Origin of the sequence: Anaerosoma tenue (assembly GCF_023161965.1) — a bacterium.
Taxonomy (GTDB): domain Bacteria; phylum Actinomycetota; class Coriobacteriia; order Anaerosomatales; family Anaerosomataceae; genus Anaerosoma; species Anaerosoma tenue.
The window spans coordinates 63,210-81,472 of the sequence record NZ_JALNTY010000002.1; the positions used below are offsets into that span (position 1 = coordinate 63,210).

General features: G+C 66.2%; 19 protein-coding genes and 1 tRNA gene. 8 read left to right on the top strand and 12 right to left on the bottom strand.

Annotated features, from left to right (window positions below; translation table 11 throughout):
* Nucleotide 1: 1 nt before the first annotated feature.
* Nucleotides 2-220, bottom strand: a complete 219-nt coding sequence (locus MSB02_RS05195) for a DUF951 domain-containing protein (RefSeq protein WP_267194177.1) — start codon at nt 218-220, stop codon at nt 2-4.
* A gap of 104 nt (nt 221-324) precedes the next feature.
* Here MSB02_RS05195 and MSB02_RS05200 point away from each other — a divergent pair, with 104 nt between their 5' ends.
* The 6 genes from MSB02_RS05200 to MSB02_RS05225 all read left to right on the top strand — a co-directional run bounded on the left by MSB02_RS05200 (nt 325) and on the right by MSB02_RS05225 (nt 7,028).
* Nucleotides 325-600 carry an ACT domain-containing protein gene (locus MSB02_RS05200; RefSeq protein ID WP_267194178.1) on the top strand — a complete coding sequence of 92 codons (276 nt, stop codon included), beginning with the start codon at nt 325-327 and terminating at the stop codon, nt 598-600.
* Between the two features lie 46 nt (nt 601-646).
* Nucleotides 647-2,014, top strand: a complete 1,368-nt coding sequence (locus tag MSB02_RS05205; protein ID WP_267194179.1) for a PFL family protein — start codon at nt 647-649, stop codon at nt 2,012-2,014.
* A gap of 157 nt (nt 2,015-2,171) precedes the next feature.
* Complete coding sequence (locus MSB02_RS05210) at nt 2,172-4,850, top strand: hypothetical protein (RefSeq protein WP_267194180.1); 2,679 nt, start codon at nt 2,172-2,174, stop codon at nt 4,848-4,850.
* Nucleotides 4,851-5,057: 207 nt separating this feature from the next.
* Nucleotides 5,058-5,459 carry a hypothetical protein gene (locus MSB02_RS05215; RefSeq protein ID WP_267194181.1) on the top strand — a complete coding sequence of 134 codons (402 nt, stop codon included), beginning with the start codon at nt 5,058-5,060 and terminating at the stop codon, nt 5,457-5,459.
* A 390-nt stretch (nt 5,460-5,849) separates the two neighbouring features.
* Nucleotides 5,850-6,251 (top strand): hypothetical protein, encoded by a 402-nt coding sequence (locus MSB02_RS05220; protein ID WP_267194182.1) that lies wholly within the window; start codon nt 5,850-5,852, stop codon nt 6,249-6,251.
* 381 nt (nt 6,252-6,632) lie between these two features.
* Entirely contained in the window at nt 6,633-7,028 is a 396-nt protein-coding gene (locus MSB02_RS05225; protein WP_267194183.1) for a hypothetical protein, read from the top strand.
* 94 nt (nt 7,029-7,122) lie between these two features.
* On the opposite strand, the gene MSB02_RS05230 is transcribed toward MSB02_RS05225, so the two are convergent.
* The 4 genes from MSB02_RS05230 to MSB02_RS05245 all read right to left on the bottom strand — a co-directional run bounded on the left by MSB02_RS05230 (nt 7,123) and on the right by MSB02_RS05245 (nt 11,286).
* Complete coding sequence (locus tag MSB02_RS05230) at nt 7,123-8,157, bottom strand: WxL protein peptidoglycan domain-containing protein (RefSeq protein ID WP_267194184.1); 1,035 nt, start codon at nt 8,155-8,157, stop codon at nt 7,123-7,125.
* Complete coding sequence (locus MSB02_RS05235) at nt 8,157-8,897, bottom strand: LytR/AlgR family response regulator transcription factor (RefSeq protein ID WP_267194185.1); 741 nt, start codon at nt 8,895-8,897, stop codon at nt 8,157-8,159. Before MSB02_RS05235 ends, MSB02_RS05230 begins: the two co-directional genes overlap by 1 nt.
* 110 nt (nt 8,898-9,007) lie before the next feature.
* Nucleotides 9,008-10,378 carry an NADPH-dependent glutamate synthase gene (gltA, locus tag MSB02_RS05240; RefSeq protein WP_267194638.1) on the bottom strand — a complete coding sequence of 457 codons (1,371 nt, stop codon included), beginning with the start codon at nt 10,376-10,378 and terminating at the stop codon, nt 9,008-9,010.
* Between the two features lie 68 nt (nt 10,379-10,446).
* Complete coding sequence (locus MSB02_RS05245) at nt 10,447-11,286, bottom strand: sulfide/dihydroorotate dehydrogenase-like FAD/NAD-binding protein (RefSeq protein ID WP_267194186.1); 840 nt, start codon at nt 11,284-11,286, stop codon at nt 10,447-10,449.
* Nucleotides 11,287-11,364: 78 nt separating this feature from the next.
* Between MSB02_RS05245 and MSB02_RS05250 the strand changes: the two genes are divergently transcribed.
* Nucleotides 11,365-12,411 (top strand): FAD:protein FMN transferase, encoded by a 1,047-nt coding sequence (locus MSB02_RS05250; RefSeq protein ID WP_267194187.1) that lies wholly within the window; start codon nt 11,365-11,367, stop codon nt 12,409-12,411.
* A gap of 60 nt (nt 12,412-12,471) precedes the next feature.
* Here the strand turns inward: MSB02_RS05250 and MSB02_RS05255 are convergent, their stop codons facing one another.
* Nucleotides 12,472-12,855, bottom strand: coding sequence for a DUF4870 domain-containing protein (locus MSB02_RS05255; protein ID WP_267194188.1), 384 nt, complete (start codon nt 12,853-12,855; stop codon nt 12,472-12,474).
* Nucleotides 12,856-13,030: 175 nt separating this feature from the next.
* Here MSB02_RS05255 and MSB02_RS05260 point away from each other — a divergent pair, with 175 nt between their 5' ends.
* Nucleotides 13,031-14,266 carry a murein hydrolase activator EnvC family protein gene (locus MSB02_RS05260; protein WP_267194189.1) on the top strand — a complete coding sequence of 412 codons (1,236 nt, stop codon included), beginning with the start codon at nt 13,031-13,033 and terminating at the stop codon, nt 14,264-14,266.
* A gap of 6 nt (nt 14,267-14,272) precedes the next feature.
* Here MSB02_RS05260 and pth read toward each other — a convergent pair whose 3' ends face one another.
* The 6 genes from pth to spoVG form a co-directional block, all read right to left on the bottom strand.
* Nucleotides 14,273-14,839, bottom strand: coding sequence for an aminoacyl-tRNA hydrolase (pth, locus tag MSB02_RS05265; RefSeq protein WP_267194190.1), 567 nt, complete (start codon nt 14,837-14,839; stop codon nt 14,273-14,275).
* 11 nt (nt 14,840-14,850) lie between these two features.
* Nucleotides 14,851-15,504: a 50S ribosomal protein L25 gene (locus MSB02_RS05270; RefSeq protein WP_267194191.1), complete on the bottom strand. Its 654-nt coding sequence runs from the start codon at nt 15,502-15,504 to the stop codon at nt 14,851-14,853.
* 55 nt (nt 15,505-15,559) lie between these two features.
* A complete protein-coding gene (locus MSB02_RS05275; protein WP_407653153.1) occupies nt 15,560-16,522 on the bottom strand; it encodes a ribose-phosphate diphosphokinase in 963 nt (320 codons plus the stop codon).
* Between the two features lie 103 nt (nt 16,523-16,625).
* On the bottom strand, nt 16,626-17,651 hold the full coding sequence (locus tag MSB02_RS05280) for a bifunctional UDP-N-acetylglucosamine diphosphorylase/glucosamine-1-phosphate N-acetyltransferase GlmU (RefSeq protein WP_267194193.1): 1,026 nt from the start codon (nt 17,649-17,651) through the stop codon (nt 16,626-16,628).
* Nucleotides 17,652-17,697: 46 nt separating this feature from the next.
* A tRNA-Gln gene (locus MSB02_RS05285) sits at nt 17,698-17,772 on the bottom strand.
* Nucleotides 17,773-17,909: 137 nt separating this feature from the next.
* Complete coding sequence (gene spoVG, locus MSB02_RS05290; RefSeq protein ID WP_267194194.1) at nt 17,910-18,209, bottom strand: septation regulator SpoVG; 300 nt, start codon at nt 18,207-18,209, stop codon at nt 17,910-17,912.
* Nucleotides 18,210-18,263 lie beyond the last annotated feature (54 nt).

Genomic DNA, 18,263 nt, shown 5'->3' on the forward strand with positions numbered 1-18,263 from the left:
GCTACTCTTCGCCCGAGCCTTCGTCCGCCCTGGCGATGAACCCTCGGAACCGCCGGTCGAAATCGTAGCGCTCCAGGCGCACCTTCCGGTCGCACCCCACGCAGCGAAGGCCGATGTCCATGCCGAGCTTCGTGATCTCCCACTCGTTGGCCCCGCACGGATGCGGCTTCTTGAGGCGCACCACGTCGCCGATGCGTATGGGCGTGATAGGAACAGCCATGCTCACTCCGTGCTCGGTCGCGTCAGCAGGGCAGGGCGGGTAGAGTATACCGCGTGATACCCGTGGATCCGCCCGGCGTCGCGCCGGGTGGCTGGAGGAGCCCCATGAAGACCAGAGCCGTGCTCTCCGTTCTCGGCGCCGACCGCGTCGGCATCGTCGCCACCATCGCCACCGCTCTCGCGGAACTCTCAGTCAACATCGAGGATATCCGCCAGACGATCCTCTCGGACGTGTTCTCGATGACGATGCTCGTCACCATCGACGAGGACATACACCCCTTCGAAGACATCCAGGCGCGCCTTGCCGAGGTCGCCGAGGCAATCGGCATGCAGGTGACCCTCCAGCGCGAGGACGTCTTCCGCTTCATGCACCGCGTGTAGGCAGCCCACACGTCCTGTCGATCGTCCGCCGCTCCTGGAGGTCCCCATGCTCCACATCAGTCCCGAGGAGATCGCCGAGACCCTGCTCATGGTGCACCAGCAGCACCTCGACATCCGTACGGTCACGCTGGGAGTGTCGATCGACGACTGCGCCGCCGACTCAACGCAGGAGATCTCGGCGCGGCTCTACGAGAAGGTCACCCGGGCCGCTGAGCGTCTCGTGCCGGTGGCCGAGCAGATCGAGCGCGAATACGGGATACCGATCCGCAACAAGCGCATCTCGGTGAGCCCGGTCGCGGGCATAGCGGGCCGCTGCGCCGGCGAGGACCTCACGCCGATCGCCGAGGCGATGGACCGCGCCGCCGAGACCGCCGGCGTCGACTTCATCGGCGGCTTCTCGGCGCTCGTCCACAAGGGCGTCGGCGCGGCGGATGACGCGCTGATCCGGTCGATCCCCTCCGCCCTGGCGGCCACGCAACGCGTCTGCTCATCAGTGAACGTGGCCTCCACGCGCGCGGGAATCAACATGGACGCCATCGCCCGCATGGCGCGCACCGTCAAGGAGACTGCGGCGCTCACGGCCGCCGATGACAGCATCGGCTGCGCCAAGCTCGTGGTGTTCGCCAACATGGTGGAGGACAACCCCTTCATGGCCGGCGCCATGCACGGGCCCGGAGAGGCAGACGCCGTGGTGAACGTAGGGATCTCGGGGCCGGGCGTGGTACGCGCGATCATCGCGGCGCTCCCCGATGAGGCCGACCTCACCGCTGTGGCCGAGGCCATCAAGGCCACCTCCTTCAAGATCACGCGGGCGGGCGAGCTGGTGGCCCGTGAAGCGGCCCGCCGCCTCGGTGTGGCTATGGGTATCGTCGACCTATCGCTCGCCCCCACCCCCGCCGAGGGCGACAGCGTCGCCGAGATCCTGGAGGCCATGGGCGTGGAGCGCTGCGGCGCACCGGGCACCACGACCGCGCTCGCGCTCCTCAACGACGCGGTCAAGAAGGGTGGCGCCATGGGCACCTCGTCGATCGGCGGGCTCTCCGGCGCGTTCATCCCCGTGTCCGAGGACGCCGGCATGGTGCGGGCCGTGGAGGACGGCGCGCTCAACCTTGAGAAGCTCGAAGCGATGACAGCCGTGTGCTCGGTTGGCCTCGATATGATCGCGATACCCGGCGACACGCCTGCCGAGACGATCGCGGGCATCATGTCCGATGCCTGCGCCATCGGCGTCATCAACAACAAGACCACGGCAGCGCGGTTGATCCCGGCCGTGGGCAAGGCGGCCGGCGACCACGTGAGCTGGGGCGGCCTTCTCGGCGCTGCGCCGGTGATGGACGTATCCCGGTGGAGCAGCGCGAAGCTCATCAACCGAGGCGGCAGGATGCCCGCGCCGCTGGGCAGCCTGCGCAACTGATGCGGGATGGTTCGCTCGTTTGCGAACGAACCTAATCTACGCTAATATTCTGAGCGTGACATCGGTCACTTTATGCGTGTGATTGGCACTGCACGGCGGGAACTGCGGCGTCGGACGCGACGCGGGCCCTAGGGCCAAACGGGGGAACGATATCAGCATGCGACCGACTACCCGGCGTGACGCCGGGCGTCTCATGGTCCCTGGTCCACGGTCGTGGACGCAGGTGCTTTCTCTCGCTCTCGCGCTCGCACTCCTCGTGCCAATCACCCCCTCCACGGCGCTCGTGCGCACACCCATCACCGTCGACGGAGCGTTCGCGGATTGGTCGCCTGTCTTCGACAGCGCCGCCAACTGCCGCTACGATCCGGCGGGCGACACCGGAGGGTCGAACAGCGACCTCACCGTGACGGCCGCAACATACGACGACAGCCGTGTGTACCTCTACGTGCGCCGGGCAGCCTCCGGCGGCGGCGCCGCCCCCGTGTACCGCATCTACATCGACAGTGACGGTGACGGGTTCCTTGGAGCCGCCGACCACGTACTCGTGTTCGAGTTGAAGGGCGGCAACGCGCTCAAGTCGATCGGTCTGTACCAGTACTCTCCCTCGGACGGAGTGAACGGCGACCCGATCGCCTCACCACCCCCCGGCGGACTCGGATCGGCCGTCGCCGTGAACGGCGGAGCGCTTGAGGGGGTCGGCGAGACGGACGGCTCGCAGTTCGAGGGGTCGGTCACCTGGGCGGCGCTCGGGATCGCACCCGACACACCGGTCAACCTGCGGTTCGCGGCGATACAGGGCAACGACTGGGACCACGCCGAGCCTATCTCGTTCGTGCGTGCGGGCGTCCACCTGTCGCCAGGCACCACGCTGGGCATGGCTGCAGGCATGGACGCGTTCTACCCGCACACCGTGACCAACACCGGTAACATCCCCCTTAGCCTCGCGCTGACAGCGGAATCGTCACGGGGCTGGTCCGCGATGGTGCGACTGGCCGGCGACACCACCCCGCTCACCACACTGGAGCTGCAACCGGGCGACAGCATCGACGTGGAGGCCGTGCTCGCCATACCGGGTGATACGCCCAACGGTACCCGCGATACGCTCACCGTGAGCGCCGAGAACCAGGGGGCGACCCCGGCCAGCGCCTCGGCCACGGATGAAGCGGTCGTGGGACCCCTTCTCGTCATCCCCGACCGCAAGGTCTCGGGCGCTCCCGGCACGACCGTGACGTTCGCAAACACCGTGCAGAGCAACGTGGACACCACGATAACAGTGGAGTTGAGCGCGGTCTCCGATCACGGCTGGCCGATCTCGCTACGCTCCGGTGGTGCAGAGGTCACCGGTCCGCTCACCCTCGAGCCGCGCGCGTCGATGGACATCGAGGTCGTGCTCGAGGTGCCCGCGGGCGCGCAACTCGGCATCACGGACGTGACCAGGGTAGAAGCGATGGTGACAGGACAGCCGGAGGTGCGTGCGAACGCCTACGACACCGTCACGGTGCGTCCTGCCCTTGAGGTCGCTCCGCCGATGAGCCTGCCCGCCGGACCCGGGACATCGGTACTGTACCGCCACACGATCACCAACAGCACCGCTGAAGAGAGAACGCTGGCGCTGACTGCGTCCTCATCGCTCGGATGGCCGGCGCAGGTCTTCGCCGGGGACGCCGCCACCCCGCTTTCCGAGGTCACCCTGGCTCCGTACGGCGGTTCGACCGACGTGGTCGTGCGCGTGACGGTGCCTGCGGGAACACCTCCCCTCACTGGAGGCACGGCCACGACCGACCTCGCCACGCTCACCGCCCAGGACGCCCTCGGCTCAGCATCCGTGGCCGACACGACCATCGTGAGCAGGCTCGCCACGTTCGGCGTGGGGGGCTTCGGCACGGCACAGGACACCTTCACCCTTGGCGACCTCGTATACGCCCGGGGAATGGGCCTGCCCACCGGTCAGACCGTGACGTTCAGGTGGACCGATCCCTCCGGAGCGGTGATGGCCACCGAAGACGTGCGTTCCGACGGGACCGGTATCGCCCAGTCGCGGCACGACCTCTCACCCACCGACCTGCCAGGTACGTGGACCGTGACGCTCCTCAACGGGACTACCGAGCTCGCCACGCACGACTTCTACGTGGGATACCGGGCGCGGATCGGCTCGCTTTCCGCCACAGGCGGCGAGGTGACGCAGTCTCCCGTCAACGTGGCATGCGCGCTCGACAACACGGGCGCCGTGGACCTCCCCGACACCACCGTCACCTACCTGCTGTGGTGGGACGCTGACGGGGACGGAGCCGCGAGCCCCGGCGACTCGTACGTGGGCGGAGACGGCACGTGGCTCGCCGTTGGCGAGGGCGACGGATACACGCATCAGACCGCCGGACTCTCGGTACCGGGAGGCACCACCGGAGCCACCGACACGTGGAGCGTGAGCAACGAGGACCTCAGGTTCGCGGGCACATACCGGCTGCGCGCTGTCTGGGAGGCGGCGGACGGTACGATCGTCGACACGCGAGAGACGACGCACTTCGCCACGCCAGGCAAGCCCGAACTCAGCATGTCCGTGAGCACTCCCCTGGTCGACTTCGGCACGATCGAGCCGGGCGTGCAGTACACCCGCTCCGACGTGACCGTCAACGTATCCGCCTCGGTGCCCTTCCACCTCAGCGGCACTGCTGCGGGCGACACCGATCAGCTGGGCCTCACCCGCTCGCTCGACAATGTGCTCGGCGAGGCGATGGACTCGGGTTCGTTCACCGATACCATCGGCATCCTCGTCTCATGGATGGTCGACCCGGGGTATTACGAAGCGACCGTCACCTACACGATCGTGCCGAGGTGAGCCAGCGATGACGACCCAGACACCCGACACTCTCATGGGACCCGGAATCGTGAATTCTTTTCGTTTATGGGTTCACAAAGGGGGTGATTGCCCTCATACTGCTTAAGGATTTCCATGCACTGTCGACCCACTAGTCCTGTTGAGGGATACCGTCCGGTAGGGGCACTGGCGGGTATCAAGGAACGATATCGATCTGAGGAGTATCACATGAAGCGAACCATCATCATCTCGATCGCGGTAGTGGCGCTGGTCTTCGGCGCCGTAAGCTATGCCACGGCCGCCAGCGGTGACACGGCTGTTACCGCGACCGTGGGCACGCTGCTCGAGCTCACGGCACCCGGCGCCCAGGATCTTGGCACGATCGACCCGGAGAACTCGGGCAGCGCCAACGTCACCGTCACCGGCAAGTCGAACAAGAGCGCTACGATGAGCGCGGCGGTTGCCAAGGGCAACTTCACCACGCTGACCTCCACGCTCGAGACGGCCGTCTCCGGCCTCCGTGGTGGCAGCATCAGCGAAGCCGACACCATCACGGGCACCGTCGACTACAGCGTTGACGCCGGCACCGCGCTGTCGGGCACCGTCACCTACTCACTCGTGCAGAACTAGCTTCCAAAGCTGCGTTCGTCACAGCGTACGAAGGCCCGGGCCATCACGGTCCGGGCCTTCGTACGTCATGGTGGGCGTCACCGGGGCAACACATCGCCAGCAGCCCCACCTACCGCTCAACCTGCCCACGGCCCGCCCGTCGCGACCAATGAGCCTGTCGTCACATCCGGATGAAAAGCGCTCAAGCGCTGCGACATACGTGCCGATATGCCCTTCAGGTGGGGAGATAGCCATTCGGCTCAGTACCTTGATAGAGATGCCAATGAACCAATAGTACTAGTCCATCCGGAGATGGATGACCACGGCGAGTACGAGGACTGCAACCCCATGGACCTGAGAGATCCCCGTCCATCACGGGGCACAACGAATCACCGATCGGAGGAACATCCCATGAAGAGAACCATCATCATCTCGATCGCGGTAGTGGCGCTGGTCTTCGGCGCTATCAGCTACGCGAGCGCAGTGACGGGCACAACGGCCGTGAGCGCGACCGTCGGCACCCTGCTCGAGATCACGGCACCCGGCCCTGTCGACCTGGGCGAGATCATGCCGGACACGCCGAAGAGCGCCAGCGTCACCGTCACCGGGAAGTCGAACAAGCTGGCCACGATGAGCGCATCGGTGGCGCCGGGCAACTTCACCACGCTGGCCTCCACGCTCCAGACGGCCGTCTCCGGTCTTCGCGGCGGCACCATCAGCCAGGCGGACACCATCACCGGCACCGTCGACTACACCGTTGACGCCGGCACCGCTCTGTCGGGCACCGTCACCTACTCGCTCGTGCAGGACTAGCCTCCCACCACACTATCTCTTGCTCCACCGCATAGGGGCCCGGGCGATCGCTGCCCGGGCCCCTATGCGCCCTTAGACACCCGACCAACAGCTCCTTGGCGCCGCTCGTCGGACACAGACGCGATACCGGCGCCGCCCATCGTGATGTTGAATGCATCCGTCACATGTCCGCCCCTGACCTCTCAGTATGCAGTAGGCGACCGCCGATATACATGTTGTAAGGAACGCCCAGATATCGGGGGGAATCCGATCCCATGCGTTCCCCAACGGGGGGTGGTCTATGACCGTGTCTACGCAGGGGGCGCGACAAGTACAGTCGCGCCAAACGCCACACCATCGACTGTGGCGGCACACCAGACACGACCACACGAAGGAGAATGCATGAAGAGGACTCTGATCATCGGACTTTCAGTCGTCGCTCTCGTCTTCGGCGCCGTGAGCTACGCGGCGGCCGCCAGCGGCGACACGAGCGTCAGCGCCACCGTGGGCACCCTGCTGGAGATCACGGCACCCGGCCCGGTGGACCTTGGCACCATCGACCCGGAGACTCCCGGGACCGCGACGGTGACGGTCACCGGCAAGTCCAACAAACCTGCAACGATGGGAGCCACGGTCAACACCGGCACCTTCACCACCCTGACATCGACGACCGCTGATGCGGTGACCGGCCTCCGGGGCGGCAGCATCGCGGTGGGTTACACGATCGAGGGAGGCGTCGACTACAACGTCGACCCCGGCGCCGTTTCCGGCACGATCACCTACTCGCTGGTTCAGTAGCCGTAACAGACGAGAGCGACAGATACGAAGAGGACGCCCGGGCCATCGTGGTCCGGGCGTCCTCCTATCTCACCACAGGTCCTCGGGCCGGTCCTCAGGAGTCACCGGCGGACTCGCCCACCCTGGCCGGGCGACGCCCGCGCCCGCGTGCCCGCTTCCGCTCATCGGCACGCCTGGCACTCCGCCAGCTCAGCCAGATCGCGATACCGCCGAGCGTGACGATAATCGCGATGACCAGCCACAGCGGCACGAACCAGACGGCCTTGTCGATCGTGATGACGTCGGTGGCGCCGACTTCGGATCCTTCGCGCGGATAGCTCACCTCAAGACGCATGGTGTACCGGCCGAGGAGTTGCGTTGCCATCTCTACCGAACCGCTCTGCTCGAAGTTCGTCCCCGCGTACACGGTCGCGTCCTCGGTCACGACAGAGTCGACGACCTCTTGCAGGTCGCCGTCGAGCACGAGGATCCGGGCCTCGATGTCCTTGTCGATGTTGCCGTCGTTACGCACCACGAACGTGTACGGCGCCAGCTTCGAGAGCACGAACGCCTTGGTCACGAACGGCCGGACCTCAAGCCGCTCCACCACCTCGCCGGCGACCCGCATGCTCACGCGAGCGCCAACGCGGCCGGTCACCTCCGTGGTGGCTCCCTCGGTCTCCGGATCCTCCCCGCCGAACATCTCGAAGAAGATGATCACCTGGTGGTCTCCCGGGGGCGCGTCTTCGGGAACCTCCACCTCGAACGCCACGGGCACCTGCTGGCCCGGCGTGAGTGATACGTACGGGGTGTTGCCGCGGGTCCTGGTCTCGGCATCGATGTCCATCCGCACCCAGGTGGCCGGAGTGCCGGCGCCGGTGATGCCGGTGATATCCGGTGTCTGGTAGTCGATCGCGCCGTCTTCCGACACGAGCTGGTCGGCGGCGTAGATCAGCACGTCGATGTCCTCGTCACCATTGTTGGAGACGACCACCTCACCGCCGCCCGTCTGGCCCGGCGCCAGTGAGAGCTCGAAAGTGCCCGTGGAGAGACCGACCGTGCGCTCCGCATACGCGGAGAGCGGCGCGGAGACGAGAAGAGCGAGCACGATGGACGCAACGAGGCCCAGCTTCCCCCTGCGAGCCCGCATCAGATCCCCACCGCTTCGCGGAACGACTTCACCTGGCGGCGGGCCACGGGCACCTGCGTCTCGTCACGGTCTGACATCACCACGACGTACGCGCCCTCGGCCCGCAGGATCTCCTTCACCTTGTTCAGGTTGATCATGTAACTCCTGTGCAGACGGCGGAACGAGTCGCTCGACAGCCGCTCCTCGAGTTCCGAGAGCGTGAGATCCACGAGATACTGATTCTCGTACGTGTGCACATACGTGGACTTGTTCTTGGCCGAGATGTACACCACGTCGTCAAGGTCGAGGAGCACGGTGCGCCCGCCCTTGCGCACTGCGAGCTTCCTGAAGTCACCCTCGGCCTGCGATCCGGCGCCCACCCGCTGGCGCCCTCGCATCAGACTCTGGATGCGCGCGATGAGCTCCATCAGGTTGAACGGCTTGGTCACGTACTGTTGTACGCCCTGCTTGAAGGCGAGGATCCGCGCGAGGTCTTGGGTCTTGGCCGTCAGCATGATCACCGGGATGTCCGCCGTGAGGGGATCGTTCCTGATCTCCATCAGCGTCATCCAGCCGTCCACGCGCGGCATCATGATGTCGAGGAGCACCACGTCGGTGGGATGCTTATGCAGCATCTCGAGCGCTTCGGAGCCGTCAGAGGCCGAGACGACACGCATACCCTCGTTCTCAAGGCCCATCTGGATCATGTCTAAGATGGCCTCGTCGTCATCGACGACGAGTACTCTGATCGGGTCCGACACCGCCACCTCCTCGAGCTGGAGCGTGACCACAGGCAGGCGACCGCCTGCAGCTCCCGCCGGACGTCGTCATCCTCGGGTAGATTGTACCGCACATCCCCGATATCGGACTATCAATCGCCCTGCTTGAGCCATTCGTCCATGGCACGAGCGGCGCGCTTGCCGGCCCCCATAGCGAGGATGACCGTCGCCGAGCCCGTGACGATGTCGCCACCCGCATACACGCCGGGCTTCGATGTGGCGCCATCCTCATCGGCGAGGATGTAGCCCCGCTTCGAGAGTTCGAGATCGGGCGTGGTCTTGGGCAGCAGCGGGTTCGCCCGCGTGCCGAGCGCCATGACCACGGTGTCGCAGTCGATGGTGACATCGGCGCCCATCACGCACACCGGCGCTCGCCTGCCGCTCGCGTCGGGCTCGCCGAGCTCCATCGTGTTGGCCACGATGCCGGTGACCCAGCCGTCCTTGCCGAGGACCTCCACCGGCGAGCACAGCATCTTGAACTCGATGCCCTCCTCGCGCGCGTGGTGCACCTCTTCCTTGCGCGCCGGCATCTCCGCCTCGGTGCGGCGATAGACGAGGAAGACCTCCTCGGCGCCAAGGCGCTTGGCGGTGCGCGCGGCGTCCATCGCCACGTTGCCACCGCCCACCACGGCCACCTTGCGGCCGCGCCACACCGGTGTGTCGGCCGAGGGGAACTCGTATGCGCGCATCAGGTTCACACGCGTGAGGAACTCGTTGGCCGAGTAGACGCCGTTGAGGTTCTCGCCGGGGATGCCCAGGAACATCGGCAGACCGGCGCCGTTGCCGATGAAGACGGCGCCGAAGCCTTCCTCGGTCATGAGTTCGTCGATGGTGTACGTTGCGCCGATCACCACGTCGCACCGGATCTCCACGCCCATCTCCTCGAGCAGCCCCACCTCGGCCTGGACGATGTGCTTGGGCAGGCGGAACTCCGGGATGCCGTAGGTGAGCACGCCGCCTGTTGCATGCAGGCTCTCGAAGACCGTGACCGCATGACCGTAACGGCGCAGCTCGCCGGCGCACGCCAGGCCGGCGGGACCGGAACCCACCACCGCCACACGCTTGCCGCTGTCCGCGCCCACCACGGGTACGCAGCGGCCCTCCAGCTCGCATGCCAGGTCGAAGTCGCCGAGCCAGCGCTCGAGGCGGCCGATCGCCACGCTCTCGCCCTTCTTGGCGAGCACGCAGCGGGCCTCACACTGCTCCTCCTGCGGGCAGACACGGCCGCATACGGCCGGAAGGGCGTTCTTCTCCTTGAGCACGGCCACGGCCGCATGGTAGTCGCCGTCGATCATCTCGCCGATGAACGACTTGATGTCGATGTTCACCGGACAGCCCTCGATGCAGGTGGGATTCCTGCACTGCAGGCAGCGGCTCGCCTCGGCCCGGGCCATCTCCTCCGTGTAGCCGAGTGTCACTTCGTCGAAGTCACGCGCGCGCTCAGAGGCGTCCCGCTCGGGCATCGGGGTCCGCGGGATGCGGGCCGGGCGGTGCCGGGGCTTCTCGTCCGGCGCAGGGCCGCCGGTGCCGTCTACTGATGGCATGAGCACTCCCTCTGGTATTCCGCGTCCGCCAGACGCTCGTCGTCGTTGTAGACGCGCTGGCGGCTCATGAGCTCTTCGAAGTCCACCGCATGTCCGTCGAAGTCCGGACCGTCCACGCAGCCGAACTTCGTCTCCCCGCCCACGGTCACACGGCATGCGCCGCACATGCCCGTACCGTCGACCATGATCGGGTTCAGCGAGACCACGCAGGGGACATCGTGCTCCTTGGCGGTGGCCACGCAGAACTTCATCATGATCGCCGGGCCGATAGCCATCGAATGGTCGATGGCGCCGCCCTCGCACAGCTCCTTGAGCGGGGCCGTCACAAGGTCCTTGCGCCCGGCGGAGCCGTCATCGGTGCAGATGATCAGCTCGTGCAGCGGGAGGGCCTTGAACTCGTCCTCCAGGATGACCAGGCCGGCGTTCCGCGCACCCACGATCACGGTGACCTCGTTGCCCGCCTCGGCCATCGCGCGCGCCACCGGGTATGCGACAGCGGTTCCCACGCCGCCGCCCACCACGGCCACACGGCCGAGACCCTCCACGTGAGTGGGGATGCCGAGCGGGCCCACCACGTCGGCCAGGGAGTCGCCCACGCCCATATGCGAGAGCTTGTGAGTGGTCTTGCCCACGGTCATGAAGATGAACCGGATCCAGCCCTCGTCGGCGGACCAATCGGAGAACGTGAGCGGGATGCGCTCGCCATCCTCATCGATCCGGAGCATCAGGAACTGGCCTGCTTTGGCCTTGGCAGCGATCGCGGGCGCCTCGACGCCCATCTCGAACACGGCGTCGGACAGCTGGCGGGCGTGAACGATGGGGAACATCGGTCCTCCCGGGGTTGGTACACTTACAGGACGGCACGACAAGTGCCGACCAGTATACCCGTCCACGTGAGGCTGACAATGCGACGTATCACGGCTGTTCTGCTACTTATCGGGCTGATAGCGCTTCCCGGGTGCGGCGAGGCCGGACCGGTCGAGGTGAGCCGTGAGGCGCTCGGCACGGTGGTCACCATCACGGCCTACGGAGACGACGATGCGGCGGTCCGGCAGGCCGTGGATGACGCGTTCGCCGTCATGGCCGAGGTCGTCGCCCCGCTCAACGCGTACGAGCCCGAGTCCGAGATCGCGGCGTTCAATCGCCAGCCCTACACGCTGCAACCACTCCCGCCGCGTTTCGTGGACGTGCTCGATGCGATCGACCGCCTCGATGTGGCCGACGCGTTCTCGCCCTTCCTGATGTCGGCATCGGGCCTGTACGGTTTCGAGGGATCCCAGACCATCCCACCCCCAGACGACCTGGAGCTCGCTCTCTCGGCCGCTGACGGCTTCGTGCGCGCCGATACCCACAACGGCGTGTTCGCCCGTCTCAAGACGTCTGACGCCCGCCTGGAGCCCAGCGGCGTGCTGGCCCCGGGTCTTGATGCGAGCGGCGCGGCAAAGGGGCTCGCGCTCGACGCGGCCCGCGAGTCGCTCCGCGCCAGCGATGCGATCACCGCGGCGCTGATAAGCTCGGGCAGCAGCACGGTCACGCTCGGCACGAAGCCGAACGGTGAAGCCTGGCGTGTGGGCATCGAGGATCCGCGGGATCCGGAGAGCGTGATCGCGGTCTTCACCTTCGAGGGGGAAGGTGCGCTCTCCACCTCGGGCGACTACCAGCGCTACTTCGAGTCCGGCGGCATCCGCTACCACCACATCCTCGATCCGGCTACCGGAGAGCCGGCGAGGGGCGTCCGCTCGCTCACCGTGGCAGGCGCGTCGCTCACCGGGCTCGAGTCGGACATCCTCTCCACGGCGCTGTTCGTGCGCGGCGTGGACCGGGCGGCCGGATACGCTTCTGCCGAAGGCGTCGCGCTGCTGGCGGTGGACGACGAGGGGCGGACACATATCGTGCCCGCCCCTGAAGGATCCGGCCTGACGGTGGCGGAGGAGACTCCGGCTGCGCAGTGATCAGCACCGCTGTCACCGGCGCGCCGGCATCGGCCTCGACCGCGTGAGAAGCCCAGGTTCCTAGATGTAGTTCTTGATGAAGCCGTAGATCACCGGCATCTCGTACTCCTGGCCCTGGAACGCCTTGATCGCGCCGATGATGGCGAAGACGAAGACGGCGATGGAGGCCACGAGCCAGATGATCTGGCCGAGTATCGGGATGACGTTGAGCACTGAGGCCGCGATCATCACCACGTAGAGCGCCAGCGCCTGGAAGGCGTGCACCCTCACGAACTTCTCGTCCTTGTACGGCTCGATCAGGATCGCGATCAGCGCCACGATGCCCGTGAGGTACCCGATGCCGGCGAGTATCTTACCGGTATCGCTCGGGCCCTCGGTACCGGCGGGCGCCTGTGCGGGTGGTGCCGGTGGTGCGGGCGGTGGTGTCTGGAAATCATCACTCATGCGTACCAACTCCTTCTCGCGGGACGTGCACCCGAGTCCCCCTGCGGGTGCTTTGTTTGCTGTATACCCCACAGGACGTTTGCCGCACACCCTTACCACCTGCTAATATCCGGGGGTAGCGCCTTCCGGCGGAAACCGAACCCGGCTGTGAAAAGCCGTCCGGAGGAAACACACCATGCAACGTAGCCGCGCAGCAACCAGCGTTCTCGCGCTTGCGCTCATCCTTACCCTCATCGTCACACCGTTCGCGTTCGCCGTGACGGCTGACGACCTTCGCACGCACGAGAAGGCCGCGCAGGACGCACGCGATGCGGCCAAGGCGGCCGAGAGCCGCGCCGAGAAGCTCGCCGCCGAAGCGAAGGCGCTCGATGAGACGATCGCCGCCATCCAGGGCGACATCAACGCGCTCGCCGACGACATCGCAACCGCAACGGAGAGATCGAACCGCCTCAAGGCCGAGGTCGACGACCTCACCGCCCAGGTCAACGCGAAGCAGACGGAGATCGAGGCCACGCAAGCAGAGTACGAACGCCAGCAGGCGCTGCTCGGTGAGCGCATGGAAGCCTCGTACAAGAACGGCGACCTGATCTACTTCGAGCTTCTTCTCGACAGCCGCAGCATCGAGGACTTCATCTCTCGTACGAGTCTCGTACAGAGGGTGATCGAGTCGAACAGCCAGCTCGCGAGCGATCTCAAAGACAGTCGCATCACCCTTGAGAAGATCAAGGCCGAGATCGAGCGTGACCTCGAGACGGTCGACGCCAAGCGGGCCGAAGCGGAGGCCGAGGAGAAGCGGCTCAAGGATCTGCGGGCCCGTCACCAGTCGAAGCTTGATGCCCAGCGCTCGGCCCAGGACCAGAAAGAGGCGCTGGTAGCCGAGAACAAGGCGAACGCCGACCGCCTGCGCGCGCAGGCTGAGGCCGAAGAGGCCGAGTCGGCCCGCATCGCCCGGGAACTCTACGGCACCGGGTCGGGATACTTCGCGGGAGTGATGGCGTGGCCCGTCCCCGGCTTCGAGGACGAGCCTGAGGGCGGAGAGCGCTTCGGCTACCGCATCCACCCGATCCTCGGCTACAAGAAGCTCCACACGGGCATCGACATCGGCAGCCTGTGGGACATCGGCAAGAGCATCAACGGCGCCACCATCGTCGCCGCGGCGGACGGTACCGTCATCTACGCCGGATACCGCGGCGGATACGGCTACTGCACCATGATCGACCACGGCAACGGGGTGGTCACCCTCTACGCGCACCAGCAGACCGGCAGCATCTCGGTCAGCAAGGGCCAGAAGGTGGACCGGCGTGACCCGATCGGTAAGGTCGGGAGCACCGGGCTCTCCACAGGGCCCCACCTGCACTTCGAGGTGCGCATCAACGGTACGCCCGTCGACCCGATGACGTACCTCCGCTAGCAGCCGTCAGCCCGCGTTGTACTCCTGCATGGCGCTCTCGACCCCGTGCTCGAGGATGTGCAGCACCGCCTGCGCGGCGTGCGGAACCATATCGGCAAGACGCTCGGCCACCTGAGGCCTCATCTCCTCCAGCACGTAGTCGGCAGGATCCTGGCGACCCGGCGGTCGCCCGATTCCCACCTTCACGCGCAGGAAATCACCCGTGCCGAGACAATCCACCAGCGACCGCAGCCCGTTGTGGCCACCGTGACCGCCACCGCGCTTCACGCGCAGGGTCTCCTCAGGCAGGTCGAGGTCATCGTGGATCACGATGATGTCGCCAACGGGCGTCTCGTAGTCGTCAGCGAGCTTCGCGACGGCCTTGCCCGAGAGGTTCATGTAGGTCCCGGGCTTCGCGATCAGGAGATCGTCGTCACCGAAGCGGACGAGGCCGACCTTGGCGCCGGCCTCGTCCCTCCAGTACGTCACGCGCAGATTCTCGGCGAGCAGATCAGCCACCATGAACCCGACGTTGTGACGCGTGTTCTCATACTTGGAACCCGGGTTGCCGAGCCCCACGACCATGCGTGCCATGGCTGAGTCGACTACTCCTCGGTCTCCTCGGCTTCAGCAGCCTCTTCGCCAACCTCAGGAACCTCGGTGACCTCACCGATCTCGGCCTCCGGCTCCTCCTCCTCGCCCATGGGGGCGACGACGGACACGAGCACGGTCTCCGGGTCGTCCAGAAGCGTGACGCCCTTGGGGGCCGTGAGATCCGCCACCGTCAGCGAATCGCCGATCCCAAGCGCGGACACGTCGACCTCGATGTGCTCGGGCAGGTCCTTCGGATTGGCCTCGATCCTCAGCTCACGTGCCGAGTGCATCAGCGTACCGCCGGCGCGCTCGCCCTCCGAGGAGCCCACGAAACTGACCGGCACCACGGTCTGGAACGAGTGACCCATATCGATGGCCCAGAAGTCGATGTGCTGCACGAAGCCCTTGACCTCGTCGCGCTTGACCTCCTTGATGATGACGTCCACCGGGGCCTTGTCCCCATCGATGGTGAGTGAGACCAGCGTGGCCCCCACCGAGGCGTGCTGCATCAGACGGTCGAACTCCTTGCCGTCGACGGACAGGGAGCGCGCGTCGACCTTGGAGCCGTACATCACCGCCGGCACCAGGCCCTCGGACGCCAGCTTGTGGCTGGTCTTGCCCGTGATCTCACGGACCTGTGCGTTCAACTCGACAACGTGCGTCATGCGTTCGTTCCTCCTCTTGTTCTTCGGGTGACGCGTACGCGCCCCCCGGATCTCGCTACAACTGGAAGTCCGGATCGAAGAGCTCCGAGACCGAGTCGTCGTTGTACACGTTCTGGATGGCCCGCGCGATCAGCGGCGCCACCGACAGTAGACGAAGCCTACCATGCTGCCGCTCAACGGGGACGGGAAGCGTGTTAGTGACCACGACCTCCTCGATGGGTGCGGACTCCAGCCGATCGAACGCGGGCGGCGAGAAGATGCCATGGGTCGCCGTGACCCAGACCTTGGAGGCGCCCTTGTTCACCAACGCCCGAGCGCCCTCGGTCACCGAACCGGCGGTGTCGATCATATCGTCCGCGAGGATGCAGTTCTTGCCCTCTACGTCGCCGATGACATGCGTGATCTCAGCGACATTGTGCTCCGGACGGCCCTTGTGGAGTATGGCGAGCTCGCCGCCGAGCATGTCCGCCATCTTCTTGGCGGCTTTCACCCTGCCGACGTCGGGCGAGACGACCACGAGGTCCTCGAGGCCGAGTTCGTCGAAGTAGTCCGCCAGGATGGGCAGCGCGGTCAGATGGTTCACGGGCTGGTTGAAGAAGCCCTGGATCTGCCCCTGGTGCAGGTCCATCGCGATCACCCGCTCGGCGCCGGCAGTGGTCAGCAGGTCGGCCACGAGCTTGGCGGTGATGGGCTCACGTGCCGCTGACTTCTTGTCCTGACGCGCGTACGCGTAGTGCGGGATCACCGCCGTGATGCAGCGCGCACTCGCGCGCTTGGCGGCATCGATCATGATCAGCAGCTCCATCAAGGCCGCGTTCACCGGCTGGCACATCGACTGCACCAGGAAGACGTCGGCGCCACGTACGCTCTCCAGGTAGCGCACGTAGATCTCGCCGTTGGCGAACTTGGAGACCCGGATGTTCCCGAGTTCCACGCCAAGGTGCCGCGCGATATCCTCCGACAGCTCGCGGTTATGGGTTCCCGCGAACACCATCATGCGCTTGCCGGGTGTGGAGATCATGCTCTCGATCGCTCCCTCATCTTCCGGGGCCTGTACTCCCGCTGCTGCGACCACCTTCGTCACAGGGTATCGTATCAGTGTGAGCCGCTTCGCTCACTTGTCACGCGCCGTGATTCGGTGTCCCGGCGTCTCGGGTCCGGTGGATCCACGGACCTACCGCCTCGTGATCGGCAACGACCGCACCCGTGAGTACCGAGTTGTCCACGCTGCATCCGCTCCCGACCCTGCAATCGGTGAGCCGGGAACCCGGCCCGAGTATGCAATCCTCGCCGACCACGGTATCGCCGAACAAGAACGTGAGCGGCTCGATGACGGTGTCCCGACCGATCGCCACCTCAGGGCCGATCCACACGAGACCCGGGTCCGTCATGGTGACGCCATTGAGCATGTGGCGCTCGTTGATGCGCCGCTGCAGCACGGCAGCCGCCTCGGAGAGCTGCACGCGACTGTTCACGCCGAGCGTCTCGTCGGGATCGTCAGCCTCCACAGCCACCACCCCAAGACCTGCGCTGCGAAAGTGCGCGACCATGTCGGTAAGGTAGTACTCGCCCTGGGCGTTTGCGTTCTGAAGGCGGTGCAGATGCTCGAAGAGGGCGGCCGCATCGAAGCAGTAGGTGCTGGTATTGACCTCGTCGATCGCGTGCTGCCCCTCGGCAAGGTCCCTGTGCTCCACGATCCCCGCGATGGAGCCGTCGGGATCCCGCACGATGCGCCCGTATCCGGTGGGATCCTGAAGACGTGTGGTGAGCACCGAGCACGCCGCTCCGGCATCTTCGCGCGACTCGATCAGACGCGCGAGCGTCGCGGGCGTGAGCAACGGACAGTCACCGGCGAGGACAAGCAGGGAGCCGGAGCCGCCCGAGAGCGTGTCTTCGGCGCACATCACGGCGTGACCCGTTCCGAGCTGCCGGTCCTGACGCACGAACTCCACATCGTGCACGATCGCCTCAACGGTCTCTGCATGATGTCCCGTGACGACGATCACCCTGTCGCACCCTGCCTCCCGCGCGGCAGCCACCGCATGGCCGACCAGCGGGACTCCCAGGATGCGGTGAGCGACCTTGGGGAGGGACGACTTCATACGAGTCCCCTCACCGGCCGCAAGGATCAGAGCGGTCGCGCCCATCATGGCTCCTTCATATCGGGGCCCGGCGCCCCGCTCGGTAGCAGTGTGGCTGGGGCGGTAGGATTCGAACCTACGGATGACGGAGCCAAAGTCCGTTGCCTTGCCACTTGGCGACGCCCCAAGGACACCCGCTCGGCGGGCCTCCGTAAGCGCAAGGGAGTATACCACAGCGCGCCCGTCCCCAGATGCGGATGGATGCACGACACGGCGGTGCGCAGCGAGCAAGTGCGGGGGCGTCTCCGGCGCGGAACGAGATGCCTAGTGAAGCGAGCCGACGGACTCGGCCGCCTCGGTGAAGGCGTTGACGCCTCCCTCGGCCTCGAACTCGCTCAGTACCGCATCCTGGATCCTCTGGCGCGCATCGGCGTTGATGGGATGGCAGATGTCGCGGAACTCGCCGCTGGGGAGCTTGCGTGACGGCATGGCCACGAACAGACCCTTGTCGCCGTTCACGACCCGGAGGTCATGGATGACGAACATGTCGTCGATCACGATGCTCGCGATCGCGCACACCTTGTTCATCGCCACCGGCCTGAGCGTGACTTTGGTTATGTCCATATCCCGTGCCCCCTGCAGGTCCTCGTTTGCCCCTGGTGAGTTCTTCGACGCCCC